General features: G+C 54.1%; 13 protein-coding genes. 8 read left to right on the forward strand and 5 right to left on the reverse strand.

The window, feature by feature from the left end; all coding sequences use genetic code 11:
* The first annotated feature begins 329 nt into the window (after nt 1-329).
* Nucleotides 330-2,369 (forward strand): AAA family ATPase, encoded by a 2,040-nt coding sequence (locus GD606_RS19475; protein WP_163300899.1) that lies wholly within the window; start codon nt 330-332, stop codon nt 2,367-2,369.
* A gap of 41 nt (nt 2,370-2,410) precedes the next feature.
* On the opposite strand, the gene GD606_RS19480 is transcribed toward GD606_RS19475, so the two are convergent.
* The 5 genes from GD606_RS19480 to GD606_RS19500 all read right to left on the reverse strand — a co-directional run bounded on the left by GD606_RS19480 (nt 2,411) and on the right by GD606_RS19500 (nt 5,790).
* On the reverse strand, nt 2,411-2,764 hold the full coding sequence (locus GD606_RS19480; protein ID WP_163300900.1) for a hypothetical protein: 354 nt from the start codon (nt 2,762-2,764) through the stop codon (nt 2,411-2,413).
* A gap of 67 nt (nt 2,765-2,831) precedes the next feature.
* Entirely contained in the window at nt 2,832-3,788 is a 957-nt protein-coding gene (locus tag GD606_RS19485; RefSeq protein WP_163300901.1) for a hypothetical protein, read from the reverse strand.
* A gap of 49 nt (nt 3,789-3,837) precedes the next feature.
* Entirely contained in the window at nt 3,838-4,383 is a 546-nt protein-coding gene (locus tag GD606_RS19490; RefSeq protein WP_163300902.1) for a hypothetical protein, read from the reverse strand.
* Between the two features lie 199 nt (nt 4,384-4,582).
* Nucleotides 4,583-5,305: an IS3 family transposase gene (locus GD606_RS19495; protein WP_218108822.1), complete on the reverse strand. Its 723-nt coding sequence runs from the start codon at nt 5,303-5,305 to the stop codon at nt 4,583-4,585.
* 164 nt (nt 5,306-5,469) lie between these two features.
* Nucleotides 5,470-5,790, reverse strand: coding sequence for a helix-turn-helix domain-containing protein (locus tag GD606_RS19500; RefSeq protein WP_163300904.1), 321 nt, complete (start codon nt 5,788-5,790; stop codon nt 5,470-5,472).
* Nucleotides 5,791-6,071: 281 nt separating this feature from the next.
* Here GD606_RS19500 and GD606_RS19505 point away from each other — a divergent pair, with 281 nt between their 5' ends.
* From GD606_RS19505 to GD606_RS19535, 7 genes are all read left to right on the forward strand, one after another.
* Nucleotides 6,072-6,791 (forward strand): ERF family protein, encoded by a 720-nt coding sequence (locus GD606_RS19505; protein WP_163300905.1) that lies wholly within the window; start codon nt 6,072-6,074, stop codon nt 6,789-6,791.
* A 73-nt stretch (nt 6,792-6,864) separates the two neighbouring features.
* Nucleotides 6,865-8,151: a hypothetical protein gene (locus GD606_RS19510; RefSeq protein ID WP_163300906.1), complete on the forward strand. Its 1,287-nt coding sequence runs from the start codon at nt 6,865-6,867 to the stop codon at nt 8,149-8,151.
* Nucleotides 8,132-9,109 carry an AAA family ATPase gene (locus GD606_RS19515; RefSeq protein ID WP_176629367.1) on the forward strand — a complete coding sequence of 326 codons (978 nt, stop codon included), beginning with the start codon at nt 8,132-8,134 and terminating at the stop codon, nt 9,107-9,109. Before GD606_RS19510 ends, GD606_RS19515 begins: the two co-directional genes overlap by 20 nt.
* A 26-nt stretch (nt 9,110-9,135) precedes the next feature.
* Nucleotides 9,136-10,185, forward strand: a complete 1,050-nt coding sequence (locus GD606_RS19520; RefSeq protein ID WP_163300907.1) for a DUF3150 domain-containing protein — start codon at nt 9,136-9,138, stop codon at nt 10,183-10,185.
* A gap of 5 nt (nt 10,186-10,190) precedes the next feature.
* Entirely contained in the window at nt 10,191-11,927 is a 1,737-nt protein-coding gene (locus GD606_RS19525) for a cobaltochelatase CobT-related protein (RefSeq protein WP_246299112.1), read from the forward strand.
* A 913-nt stretch (nt 11,928-12,840) separates the two neighbouring features.
* Nucleotides 12,841-13,065, forward strand: coding sequence for a hypothetical protein (locus GD606_RS19530; protein WP_163300909.1), 225 nt, complete (start codon nt 12,841-12,843; stop codon nt 13,063-13,065).
* Nucleotides 13,058-14,473, forward strand: coding sequence for a DUF3987 domain-containing protein (locus GD606_RS19535; protein WP_163300910.1), 1,416 nt, complete (start codon nt 13,058-13,060; stop codon nt 14,471-14,473). Before GD606_RS19530 ends, GD606_RS19535 begins: the two co-directional genes overlap by 8 nt.
* Nucleotides 14,474-14,557 lie beyond the last annotated feature (84 nt).

The raw sequence follows: 14,557 nt of genomic DNA on the forward strand, positions 1-14,557 counted from the left end.
CCTCTATTTCATAAACAAACTTGCATTTATTTTTTCTTGCAACAATATCTGGATAAAATGACTGATTCTTCGAGCTTTTATCTTTACATCTACATGTGACGTGGTCGTTGTCGAAGTCATAATGATTCAATATCGTTACAAGTCTGTTTGAAATTGTTCTTTGACTGGCAATTGTCTTCCTTTCCATCATTCCCTCCTCCTGAGCTAATTATCGTGTGGGACAAGTACTGTTGAGCAAAAATATAATCTTCGCTTTGTATTCCGCAAAATGGAACGATCCCATCCTACCCTCCCTCCGAAGTCACCACAGAACCCTTCGGAGACCCGCCATGTCCACCTATTCCACACGCCTCGTCGTCGGCTACATCCATAACCTTCTCGCCAAGACATCCAGAACCTCGCCCATGGCCCGCAACCTCGTCTCATGGCTGGACGGGAATCTCGAATCCCTGGGCATCGCCCCGGGCTTCGACTGGGAAGAGGCTATCGATCGAAGAAACACACTATCTGCAAAGAATTGGCAAGCATTTTATGATACGGTGGCACGCCGCCGCAACCAACTGCGGACCAAACCGGACCGCCTCTGGCTGAACCTTCGCGAACTCGCCGCTGAAACGCATCTTGACGACCTGGAATTCCAGATTCTGGAATTGCTGCTTCTCAAAAGAAAGGACGATTACGGCATAGCGTGTCTGCTGGAAGCCAACGACGACACGGGACCGTTTTACATGCCGAAATTCATCGCCTCACTCCTCGGCGTATCAATGCAAAACGTACAGCGCGCCCTGAGTCCGACGGCCCGGCTTCTGACCACAGGACTCGTGACCGACGACGGCTCATATTCCGGATGGACGCACGAGATGCCAAGCTACCTCGTCGCTGGTCTGTTGCCGCCCAATACCGGGATGAAAGACCTGCGAACCTCCATCCTCGGCCCGAAAGAGACCACCGAGCTAGGCTGGGACGACTACGAGCATATCGCCAGGGATCGCGACCTCGTCGGTTCCGTGCTCAGCGGGGCAATGAAAGAGCGTGCCCGGGGAGTGAATATCCTGATCCATGGCCCCACCGGGACCGGGAAAACCGAATTCTGCCGTATGATCGCCAAGCGGTTGCGCTATCCCCTGCACAGCCTGGGAAACAAGGCGATGCCTCAGAGGTTCAGAGAAAGCGGGGACCGCTGCTCGCAATTGCAGCTTGCCCTAAAAATCGCCCAGGCCGGGACGCTGCTGCTCTTCGACGAGATGGAGGACATCCTGGATGCGGGCGAGGGCCTGGCGCAGCTTCTTGGGCATGGCCGGATGAAGATGGACAAATCCAAAGCCAACGCGACCCTGGAGAACAACGCCCTGCCGGTCCTGTGGACCAGCAACAACATCGAGGCCTTTGACGAGGCGTTTTTGCGCCGCATGACCATGGTAGTGGAGATCGGCCCCCCGCCCGCGAAGGTGCGGGAGCGCATCCTGCGCCGGTCGCTCGGACGGCACAACCTCTCGCTCGGCGACGCCGACATCGCCACCCTGGCCAAGAGCTACCCCGCAGCCCCGGCCCTGGTGGTCAATGCGGTCAAGGCCGCCAGCCTGGCAGGAGGCAAGACCATGTCGGACATCCGCCACCTCCTGGGACTTTCGCTCAAGGCTGTCCATGGCAAACCGCCCATTGTGGTCGCCACAGGACTGCCGGAGTTCTCCATGGATCTGATCCACCCTGATGCCGATCTGGTCACGATCACCGAACGCCTGGCGAAGCACGGGGAAGGAAGCTTCTCTCTTCTTCTCTACGGCCCTCCGGGGACCGGCAAGAGTTTCTATCTGCGGCACCTCGCGGACAGAATGGGCATGGAGGTGCTGCTCAAGCGGGCCTCGGACCTGAAAAGCAAGTACGTGGGCGAGACGGAGCAAAACATCGCCAGGGCCTTCACAGAGGCCAGGGATACGGGGGCTTTTCTCATCTTCGACGAGGCGGACTCGCTCCTTTTTACACGGGGCATGGCGCATCGGTCCTGGGAGATTTCCGAGGTCAACGAGATGCTGACCTGGATGGAGCAACACCCGCTTCCGTTCGGTTGCACCACCAACCTGCTGGACATCGTGGACGATGCCGCCATGCGGCGCTTTCTGTTCAAGGTGAAGTTCCATCATCTCCCCAGGGCCAAGGTGGCCGCAGCCTTTCGCCATTACTTCGGGATGGACCCCGATGGCTGCATTGCCCTGGACAACCTGACGGCCGGGGATTTCGCCGTGGTCAGCCGCAAGGCCGCGCTACTCGGCAAATCACGGGACGCCAAGGCGCTCATGGAGCTTTTGGGGCAGGAAAGCCGGGCCAAGCCAGGGGCCGGTAAAAGAAAAACAGGGTTTACGGTCTCGTGAAATGCGGCCGTCAGCTATTCAGTTATAAAAATAATGTCGTATCATGTTACGCGCTCGAAATAAGCACAACCAATTCTTCCTTCCCCATCTTTATCCTCATAAAAAGAGTATGTTGCGCCATTGAAATCTTTTGATTTATATATATTCCCAATAACAAAATGGCTACAACATGCTATAAAAGCATTTTTCTCCTCATCCCATCGTCCAATATATCTTAATTGTCTTTCACATGGCCTAACCATGAACAAACAAGAATCTAATTTTGGTGAAAAAAAACGTATGATGGAGTGCAACTTTCGCGCATTAACCCGTTTCCAAACATAGCCAAGATATATTAGCAGCAAATGGAACACCCATTCCCTTGAAAAACCCTCTTGGTGGCGTAATTTTTTCATTAAGTTTTCTCGATGTGTTGTATTAAAATCTGTAACCACAATAAGGCAAATACTATTGCCATATAATTCAAGAATTGACGATAATCGTCAATTCAAACGTATTAATTGATGCAGGCAAAAGATTGCCTGCTGCGAAAAGAATTTCCGCCTGCGTCGCAATATTTTCTAATTGTGTTATTACATAGTCAGTTATCTTAATCAACTCTGGAGAGTCCTCATCGAAAGACATCACGATAAACAACCTCGGAGAATTAGCGATGAGATCGTAATGCATTGTTATAAAATTCATAAAATTATTGTAATACTCACTTAGTTCACATGAAAAGCTCAGGCAGGCAGAAACATTATTTGCGATAACTCGAGATAAATCTTCCACATCGATGCATATTAGCCCTCTCATTAAAATGGCAGCAGATATTCGGTCCAGGGCCATATATCTTTCATGCGCATTTTCCTGGTTTATAAATGCTAAAAATCCTAAATAATTGATATTACGGTTAGCCCTTTGCATCACTTGTGCGCATTGCAAGCTGTCTGCAATACCAACAACCAACCGTGACTTGATATGATTGCCAAGGATTGCAGCTATTTCGTCGTTGTATATGCAATGAGAGAATTCTATAAAAACAATTTCAAACTCACCAAGATTTAATGGAATTTTGCTTGCCATTGCATCATGATAACGCATGGATGTTTTTCCAATCTCGAATTTGTCAAAAAAGTTCCAATCAACAAGCCATTGACGCCCAGTTTCTGAGTATTTCGATTCATATTTATACTGTGAAATCAGGCTAGAATTGGTAGAAAATAAATCTTCATTACTATTTTGAAAAACATCATCTAATATATTTACCCCGATAAGGCCAACTTTTCCATATGCCAGTGCTGTTCGTCCAAATCCAATATGGATAGCCAACTTGTCCGTACCTACGTATTGGTCATGCTTGTCAATATCAGCCAATATAAACCGGGACGTCATGGTGTTTAATACAAACTGTTTATGAAAATAATACATTTCTGACATTACATTCATCCTTTTGACTTCGTGTTTTCAATGTTGTTATGTGCAAAAGTCAAAGAACAAGAATTTTACATGCCTTTTCGGCTATGAACTTATGCAACTCTTTTAATATATTAACTACTTGCGACACATCGAAATCTTCGAATGTTTCTGCATAAATTATATCATTATTAAGGAAATGTGCCCTGGGTAAGATGTTCTTATTTAAAGCATGACACAAGCGTACTCTTTCTTGTAGAATCATTTTTTTAAACTTTTTGTCTAGTTCGCAATACAAGACAGCAAAAAAAATGCTATTATTCCACATAAAACTAGAGAAGGTAAAGTCGACAACTATTTTTCTAATACTTTCTTTTTTTAAAACACTGTCTGTCGATGAATTTTTTGTTTGCAAAGAGTCTTTATTTTCATACACAATTTCACAGTGATAATAACATCCACCTCCCCCCCAATTTTTTAGATATGGAGAAGATAAAATTTCTGAAGAGTTAAAAAGGTGTTCAGCCAACTTCGTCGTAGAGGAACCCGCGGCATTACGAGCCTTTATTGCTTCCGATAGTTGCACAAATTCTGTTTTGAAATCTAGATCTTGAATCATAGATCGAATCCCTTAGATACCAGATAGTTAAACTTATTCCAACCGTTTGCAAGCAATCTTGAGCGCTAGTCTATTAAGTTTAGATTCCAGAATCAGGAATAATCACATTTATCCCAGGCCTATGGCTGTGCATTCAAGGCCGACTATTTTGGCGAGGCGTGTAGCGGTCCAGGGTTTCTTGGACAGTTTCTGGTCTAATTCAGGCCGCCTTGCCCATGGCTGAAAGGAGTTTCTCCCGGTACTGCTCCGGGGTCCTGTAGCCGTGCCGCCCGACCCTCCAGCGGGTGGTGTAGGTCTCCTTGAAGGATTGTAGGCCTTGGCGCAGATCCTCGACGGTCTGAAAGCCACGCACCCAGAGCAGGTTTTCTTTGAGGATGCGCACGAACCGCTCGGCGATGCCGTTTCCCTGGGGTTCGCGTACGTAGGATGGCGAGTCCTTGATCCCCAGAAAGGCGATTTCCCGTTGGAAGTCCTCCGAGATGAACTGGCTGCCGTGGTCATGGCGCAGGGTCAGCCCGTCCGCCACATCCTTGCCGAACGCGCCAAAATTGCGGCGCACGCCTTGCCGGATCGGCTCCAGGGCTTCGAGCCTGGTCCCGCGCTTGGCGGCATGGATTCCGACCAGCTCCAGCGAGCAATGATCAATAGCGAAAAATATCGAGGCGTTTCCTTCCGAGAGGGTCATGGTCGTGGTCATGTCCGTGCCCCACATCTCGTCCACGCGCTCGGTTCTGATCGTCCCGTTGTGCGCCTTCGGGCCATGAGGTCTGCCGGGGCGCTTGACCGCCAGCAGGCCGTTCTCGCGCATCAGGCGTAGAGTACGCTCCTTGGAGGTGCGGACGTCCTTGTCGCGCAGCATAGCCCAGACCTTGCGGTAGCCCTCGCCGGTGAACGGGCTTTCCGTGAGGACACCCTTGATCACTTCCACCAGCTCGGCGTCGGTGTGAAAACCACAAGGACCGCGACGCCTGGGTTCCATGCGTGAGGGCTGACGTCGCCAGTACACCGTTGAACGGGCCATATCCCAGATGCGACAGACCCTGGCCACGCCGAAAGGCTTACCGGTGAAGGCGGAAGAGGTACGGCTCACTTCCTCAACCGCCTGTGGGCCAAAGGGCGGTTCTGCTCCATGCGGGTGATCTTCTCCCGCAACAGCTCGATCTCCATGGCCTGTTCGCCGATCTTGGACTGGAGCCGGTCCACCTCGACGCTTTCCCTGGCGGGACGAGGTTTCAGCCCGGATTCACCGCCCTCAAGGAACGTGTCGCGCCATTCGCTGAGTTCCGCCGCCGTGACCCCAAGCTCCCGACTGACGTGTTCCAGGTCTTCGCCACGAAGAAGCCTGAGAACCACCTGCGCCTTGTGCTTGGCCCAATACCGCTTCCGACCCGTCGACTCGCTGCCCATCTGACACCTCCAGGACGTCCGTTCCATACGTCCAAGTTGGTGTCCAAGAAAACCCTAGGGCAATCCACTACGATGAAATTATTTCAAAGATCGACTACGCATTGACTTGTCTTTAATTGTCTCAAAAAAGTATTTTGTAATCAAGTAAATTTTTCGTTGTGCTGACTGATGTTGTTCAAATTATTTCAGCTATATATTATTGATTCGAGTTGAATGATAGTATCCGATCGTACGCCAGTTGAGGCGACACAAGGGAGAACATTTAGACAAGTAGGTGTAGTATGGATGACTATCAGTCGTCAGAGATTTCAGAATTGGCAAAGGCTCTCATTAACGTGCAAAGAACAATCAAGCCAGCGGTGAAGGATGCCACCAATCCTTTTGTTCAAAATCGTTATGCAACGCTCAACAGTGTGATGGATTCTTGCCGTGAAGCCCTGCTCGGCAACAGCATTTGGATGACGCAATTCCCGGTACCAGCCGAGCCTGGGTACCTGGGGCTGGTCACGAAGTTGACTCATGCTGAATCCGGCCAATGGCAGTCTTCACTGGCCGTGGTGCCACTCCCTAAAGCAGACCCGCAGGGCATGGGCAGCGCCATGACCTATGCCAGGCGGTACGCACTGAGCGCCATGCTGGGCATCGTCACGGATGACGATGATGGCGAAGATTCAAAAATACCCACGAAAACGGCCAGTCCTTCCAGAAGGCCGCAAAATGCCTCTCTGGCGCACAAAGACACATCGTGTGATGTACGCCCTGGTCAATCCGACAAAAACGCCTCAAACTCGAAGCCTGTCGTTCCGAACCCATTGTCTAACCCATTGCCTACTCTGCCCAGGATCGACGGCATCACCTACCAGACCGTGTCCGCCCAGGATGGTCGGCCCTGTGTGGTAGCCACGGGCAATACGGCAGCAAAAAAAGAACTCCTCTCCGGGGCGGGTTTCAAGTGGAACCCGCAGCGCAAAATGTGGTGGATGTATGCCGATGTATCCTGATTTCACACCGAAAATCCGAACGTAAGCGGGCTGCCCCAAAAGGGCAGCCCGCTTCGTTTATGGAGGCTACCCCATGTCCCAAACCGCACCGCCCAGTCTGGACCCAGGCACGGGATTGCTGTCCATCCTCGCCTCAGGCTTGCAGCGACACGCCGAGATCGCCACGGCAGTGACGCTTGGTGATCGCAGCCGGTATATCGGCCTCAGCGACATCGGCCGTGGCCTGGATTGTTTCCGGGCCACCGTGGCCGACAAACTTCCTACCGCCCATCCTCCTTTCACACCGTCAGCTCGTGCCCAGGCTGCAAGCCTTTCCCGGCAGCTGACGCTGCAGCGTGGGCATTGCTTTGAAAGCTTGGTCGGCCAGGCCCTGGCGAGCCACCGGCTCAATACGCTGCACCAACTCGAGATTGACGTTGTCTACCAGGGCACACCCATCAAGGCCCATCTCGATTTTGTCCTGGTGAGCGATGTCCCTGGTCCTACGGTGCGCATCCTGGAATGCAAAAGCACCAAGCATCTGCCGGAAACGCTCTACGCCTCCTACGAATCCCAAGTGTACGGCCAGGTTGGCTTACTCAAGGCAGCCTGGAATAGCCCGGCCTTTTATCTCCGGGATCCGAAGGGCACCGTGCTTCACGCTGGCTTGACCTTCCCGGAACTTTGCCACGTGCAATTCGGTCTCACCCTGCCGAACAACCCCAACCAAGTCGACCTGGAAGCCTGGGTGCTGTGCCTCTCCATGACAAACGCTAAGGTTTTCGGTCCTTACCGGCCGCATCAAGCCATGCTGGCGCTGTGCCTCAAGACAGCGGGAACAATCTGGCAGCATCTCCAGGATTGTCTGGCAGGTACTCGCGACATCGACAGCCTGCCGACGGCCACCGGCTGTCATCCGCTTTGCTCCTTTTGTGACTGGAATACTGACTGTCCGAAATTCGATGGCCCTGACCAGCCTGGCTGGGAAGGGAATCTTCAAGAACTGGTCTCCCTCAAGGCCGTTCGAAGCGCTTTGGCGGAAGCCATCCAGGAGAAGGAAGAGGCCGCTAAAACCGCCTATGCCCTCACACCGACCCAGGGGGGCTGGATACGGGCCAACTCCTATCGCTTCAAAGTCGCACAACAAGCCGGACGCCGTAGTCTGGATAAAGACAAGCTCCGACTGGAACTTATCGGCCTCACCGGCTCCCATGACGAAGCGGACCAACTGCTCGCCCGTTGCCAATCACAAGGCCAACCTTGTGACCGCCTGACGATCAGCCCGATCAACAGCAAATGCACGGCCACCCCGCAACGGGTGGCTCCTTTGTTTCAAAACCCCGAAATGATGGAGACAGCCCATGCACGACAGCCTGTCTGAACTGAGCCTCCTTGTGCCAACCGAACTGGACGCCGGCCAGGTGTTTAGCGGTACGCCCTCCGGCAAACCCGTCCAGGGATTTGCCACCCCGTGCTCCTACACACCCATGCCGTCCTCGGATTACATTTTCCACGAATCCAGCCGGGACATCATCGTCTGGTTTTTGGAACGCAGCGATCCGCTATACGTGTTTGGCCCGACCGGCTCCGGCAAGACCTCGCTGATAAAGGAGTTGGCCGCCCGGCTTCACTATCCCGTCTTTGAGGTGACCGGCCACGGTCGCATGGAGTTTGCCGATCTGGTCGGCCACTTGGCCGTGCGCGACGGTTCCATGGAATACGCCTACGGCCCCCTGACCTTGGCCATGCGTCATGGCGGCCTCTTTCTGCTCAACGAAATCGACTTGGTCAGCCCGGACGTGGCGGCTGGCTGCAACGGCATCCTGGACGGGCAGCCCCTGTGCTTGGCCGAAAACAGTGGGGAACTCATTACGCCGCATCCGCTCTTTCGGTTTGTGGCGACGGCCAATACCAACGGGTCGTTTGACGAAACCGGCCTTTACCAGGGAACGCTCCAGCAAAACCTGGCCTTCATGGACCGCTTCTGGCTGTGCGAAGTCGGCTACCCGGATACGCAAGCGGAATTGGGCCTGCTTGAAAGCCGGGCATCGCTCCTGCCGGAGGATGTTCGAGCTCGTATGGTAAACTTCGCCAATGAAGTTCGTCGGCTATTCGTGGGCGAAGCGGCCGGGGAGATCACCAAGACCATCGAAGTGACATTTTCCACCCGCACCTTGCTGCGCTGGGCCGATCTGACCGTGCGCTTCCAGCCTTTGGCCAACCAGGGCATCCAGCCGGTGACCTACGCCCTGGACCGGGCTCTCGGCTACCGGGCCAGTCGGGAAACCCGGGCCTTGCTGCATGAACTGGCCCAGCGAATTTTTCCTCATACCGTTTAAATCCAAACAATCAATGGGAGATAGCGATGGATACTCCGGTTCTCTCCGACATCCGCGTTCTGGACAACCTCTTGGCCGTCAACCTCAACATCACGCTGTGGTCTGCCCGCAAAAAGCTGACCCTGGAAGACTTCGGTCCGGTGGATTTGCCGCCGGAAGATCTGGCGACCCTTGGCAGCAAGCGCATCGCGCCGCCGGAAAGCCTGCGCATCTTTGCCACGCTCAAGGCCCGGGCCTTTGCCTTTCTGGATCGCCACGGCATCCGCTTCCTGGGCGGCTGGGCCATCCCCGAAGACAAGGCGACCGAGATCGTCCGTGAACTCTGTTCCATCCGCGACGAATTCACGGCCCAAAAGGAAGCGTTCCTGACGGAATACGACACCCTGGTGCAGGACTGGATCGCCAAGCATGCGGATTGGGCCGATCTGATTGCCAATTCCACAGTGGGAAGCGAATATGTCCGCGCCCGCCTGGGATTTTCCTGGCAGCTGTACAAGGTGGCTCCGCTCATGGCCCATCCCGACGCTGAGACCATGATCGAATCCGGTTTGTATGAGGAAGTGGAGGGATTAGCCGGTACGCTTTTCACCGAAATCGCCAAGTTCGCTGATGAGACCTGGCGCAAGGTGTACGCTGGCAAGACGGAAGTGACCCACAAGGCGCTGTCGCCGCTGCGCACCATGTACCACAAGCTCATGGGCCTGACCTTTGTCGAGCCCCATGTGGCTCCGGTGACGGAGATCTTGCACATGGCGCTTTCGCGCCTGCCCAAGAAGGGCACCATCGTGGGGACGGACCTGCTCATGCTCCAAGGGCTGGTCTGCCTCCTGCGTGATCCTGATGCTCTCATTGAGCATAGTCAAAAGGTCATCGAGGGCTACGGTCCGGCCACGGTGCTGGATTCGATCCTGCGTGAGCCGCTGGCCCTAGTTTTGGAGACGCAAGGTCCGGTGGATATCACCGGACTCCTGGACGCGCCGGATGGTGATGATCCGGCCCCGGTGGATATAACGGATGCCACGTCGCGTCCGTACTCTGGGACGCGGGTACAAATTCCCAGCATGGGGTTGTGGTGAGCGCCATGGTGCCCATCCGTCATGTCATGCGGTCTTTGCCGCTCTTGGCCGCTGTGCTCGGCGACGCTTATGGCGTCGAAGTCGTAATCGGCGGCGATTTGGCCCACACCGACGGGAAAGCCATCCATCTGCCAACCCTGCCCCTGGAGGGTGACGCGACGGTGCTGGCATTGGCCCGGGGGCTTTTGGATCATGAGGCGGCTCATATCCGGGAGACGGATTTCGAAGCCCTGCGCCATTGGTCCTCCACACCGTTTGCCCATCACATCTGGAATTCGCTGGAAGATTGGCGCGTGGAGCAACAGCTGGCCGATCGCTTTCCAGGCTGCCGACAGAATCTTAGGTGGCTCATCGAGCATTATTTTACAGGCACAGGCACAGCAGACAGGGCCGGGGACCAAAACCCGGCCCTGTCCATTTTAAACGCCATCCTGCTCACGGTGCGCGCCTGGGACGCACCTGGCGTCCAGGCAAATCGTGACGCGAAAATCAAGGAGGTGAACCAAGCCTTTCCCGGATTGTGGGCGCAAATCCAGGCCGTACTGGAAGAGGCCAGGGGGGCGTGCCGCAGCACTCAGGATGCCATCCGCTTGGCAGAGGCAATCGTTGCACTGGTCCAGGAAGAACACCGCCGACAGCAGCGCTCTGGGGAGAGCCAGGAGCATGAACAGGAGCATGGAGACGCTGCAGTTGGGCAACGCCAATTGAAACCAGAGGCGGATCGCACGGAGGGAAAAGAGGACCGGGGTCAACTCGCCGGGGACAGGCAAACGGAACCGGATGCCTGCGCTGGCGTAAGCGCAGGTGAACTCATGAACGATGCGCCTGCAAGCGGCTGCGTCACGACAGCGGCGAAGGATTCACTGGCGGAGTTGCTGGAAGCCGCTGCGCCAACGGATTGGCCGCAGCATTTGGGGGAGCGGTTGGCGCAATCCCTGGGTGAGCATCCCATCGAATCTTCGGACCAGGGCCTGACCGTGGCTCGGCTTGGCAGCAAAATGGCCAAGGCGCTGGAGGCGGCGGAGCGAAAAGCCTGTCTTCAGGCGTCGGTTGCTCTGCGTACGCGATTGTACCGGTTGCTCCAAGCCAGCCGGTTGGTGCGCAGCCAGCCCGGCCGTCACGGTAAGTTCGACCCCAAGCGTCTCCACGGTCTGGCCGTGGGCGACGCCCGGGTGTTTCTCAAGCTTGGCCAGAAGGCAGTCATCAACACGGCCGTACACATATTGCTCGATAGCAGCGGCTCCATGTCGGGTGCGCCTATCAAGCTGGCGTCCCAGGCCTGCTACGCCGTGGCGACAGCCCTGGAGAGGATCAAAGGGATAAACGTGGCGGTCTCAGCCTTTCCGGCTGGGACAGCCCATGACGGTGTCACCGTGGCACCGCTGATCAAGCATGGAGAGAAGGTGCACGCCGAGCTCGACATCTTGGCGGAAGGCTACACGCCTTTGGCTCAGGCTTTGTGGTGGGTGCTCCAGCAGATGGTGTTGCTCAAGGAGGACCGAAAACTGGTCGTCATCGTGACGGACGGCGAGCCAGATTCCGTTCCGGCCACCCACACGGTGCTGCGGACAGCTGAGGCGCTGGGATTGGAGGTCTACGGAATTGGCATCCAGTCGGAAAGCGTCCGGAGTCTGCTGCCGAGATCCAGCGTCAATGTAAAGTCGTTGTCGGATTTGCCGGAAGCGATGTTTTCGTTGCTGTACAATGCCTTGGCCCAAAGGCCGGCAGGAGGACGGCCATGAACGGAGGGAATGGAGGGCAGGAGCAGTGTGGGCCAGGGTGGCGTCGTGAGGTGAAAGTGCCCAACTGGTTTATTTGGTTGGGACGAGAGTCGTATTGGCTTATTAAAGATAGAGGAGGTGTGAGGTGAATGTGTTTTCATGGTTGCCGGTCGTCATCGCATTGCTCGAGATAGTCAAAAGTCAAATGGAGGATTAGGGGCGTAATGAGATCGTTAGTGGAAACGCTAAGATGGATATTTCGGCTTGATTTTAAACCTGGAGGATAGAAATATGAGCAAAATTGGCTGTTTTGCTGTTGGTTGGTTGGCTGGGGTGGCTAGTGTGGTGACGGCAGCCGTCGTCGCAGACGCCGTGGAGCAGGAGGACGTCATTCTCGGCGGGGGGGAAACGGCGAAGGAGGTCGAAGGAGGCGCTGGGTCGGGAGGTGAGGAATAATAGGCCGGTGAGATGCTGGATGTGGGACGCTCGGCTTTTGGGCTGGGCGTCCCCGCTAAGACTCTCCTAGCTTTTCCACGGATGCTTAGACCGCAGTTTTCGCCCACGAGCTAGTGATGGGATACCTTTTGGGGGAAAGGTCACAGCCACCCCGGGTACTTGAGCTTACACCGTATTAAGCTCGTCCACTTTACCACGCCACGGTCCGGGCAGGTCAAGGAGTCGCGAATAAATATGTGTGATCATCTTGGTCACCCTCCGGGAAGAACCATAGATGGGGTTTGTCCGTATAAGACTCTAAAATACAACATTTTTTGTGACGTTCAGGCAGGCAACGCGACTTCATCTTAATGGTCGAAACAAGGGGCCGCTAATTTAAAAAAAGTTGCGTGGAAGACCTGCCCCCTGGCCTAGGCTAGTTGTCGCTCCAACGCTCAACTCGGCAAGAAAACGAAAAATATTGGGCGCTGGAGGTATCATGGATATTTTGAGTTCAATGAGAGAATCATGCCCATTGCTGGTGACTCGGGTGGAAGCGCAAAGGATCACCGGAGGCCTTGTGAAGGCACGGACCTTGGCAAATCTGGATTGTTTGGGCAAAGGCCCCTCTGTTAAGGTCAAGCTGGGACGCATCGTCGCATACAGCAAGGACTCCTTTCTGGAGTGGCTGTCCGAACGGCTTCAGGAGGCTGAAAATGTATAGCTTGCAGCCTATTCATCCATCTGAGGCATTGCGCGGCCAGTCGAGGTGTTGTTGTTGGAAACTTGCAGCCGAACATAATGTCAATCCTGATTTGGTGGCAAGCTATATGTTTGGCTTGGTCATGTCGTCGACATTCGGTAATGTTGTGTGCGAGGTGCGTAAGAATCATGAAATCTCATCGGTGTTGTGGATAGCTGTAGGGACTGGCTCAGGATCAGGAAAAACTCCAGTTCTGCGTAGGTTGCAAGATCCTCTTAACACTGCATTTGAATCTGAGCTGTCGCTCAGTCAAGAAGACATTTCGCGTATAAATGCGCAATTGAAGGCATTACAAGCTCGGAAAAAGGTCCTTCTGAAGGAGCTTGAGAAGGCTAATGGCGAGAGCGCCCACGCACAGGAAGAGCTTTCGAAGGTTCTTCTCAGCCTGTCTAGGTCAAGATTGCCCATCTCGCCGTTGTCCGGCTCGGTTACGCCATATGGGTTAGCCCAGGAATTGGAGAAGAGTGGGGGGTATCTCGCTTCGATTAGCTCTGAAGGTGGTATCTTGGCTACGCTCTTATCTGTGCCCAACGAGTATCTTGGTCCACTTATGGACGCGTGGAGCGTGCAGCGCATCTCGGTGGTAAAGAAGGGGGCACGCATTGATGTGCCGCGCCCAAGGTTTTCTGTTTGTGTTTCCTGGCAGCCAGAAAATGCTCGGAAGATCTTATTCACAGAGAAAAGAGCATGTACTGGTTTGACTGCGCGATTCCTCTACTGCGAAGTGCCTCGTATGGCTCATTCATACTATTTTCCGGTGGCTGAGAATGTATCAGATAAATGGTGGGAGGATCTCATGTCGTCACTTGTCGGGCGATACGTGGGGAGCCACGAGGATTCGCCGCGTAAGATACGTCTTGACGGCCAGGCGCTTGATTATTTGAGGGCGTTTTGTGTGTCCATTGCTGGGGAACTGTCAAATGCCCGGGGGATGTCTGAATTCTCTTCAAAGGCTATGGATCACGTTGTGCGTTTGGCAATTGCGCTACATTGTCTCGACGGGGATCATATGAATTCTGACGTAATTGGATATGATCAGATAATGCGCGCCTGTGGCATGGTCGTATATTTTGCGCAACAGCATGGACGGTGTTGGTGCTTGGAGTATGAGAAGGATGTCAGGGGGAGGGCTAGAAAGATTGGAAGCTATTTCGCAAAGATACCGACGCCGTACCAAGCCCTTCCATGTATATCAACGGAGGATATCGCCATAAGTACGGACATTCCCAAAAAGAAAGTTCTCCAGGCGATGCAGTGGATGGCTGCGCGGGGTTGGGCTAGATGTATACAGATGCAAGGTGCCAATAAAAAGATGATAGATTGTTGGCAAGCGCAAGTATACCTGGGTGCTGTTGATTATGAAGCCTAACGATAGGGCGCGCCGAGAAGGTGTATAGTCAAATAGCCACACCCGCCTTAAGGATGTTGAAGACGGGTGTGGCTGTGGTTTATG

It is taken from the genome of Desulfolutivibrio sulfodismutans DSM 3696, from assembly GCF_013376455.1.
In the GTDB taxonomy this organism is placed as follows: Bacteria; Desulfobacterota; Desulfovibrionia; order Desulfovibrionales; family Desulfovibrionaceae; genus Desulfolutivibrio; species Desulfolutivibrio sulfodismutans.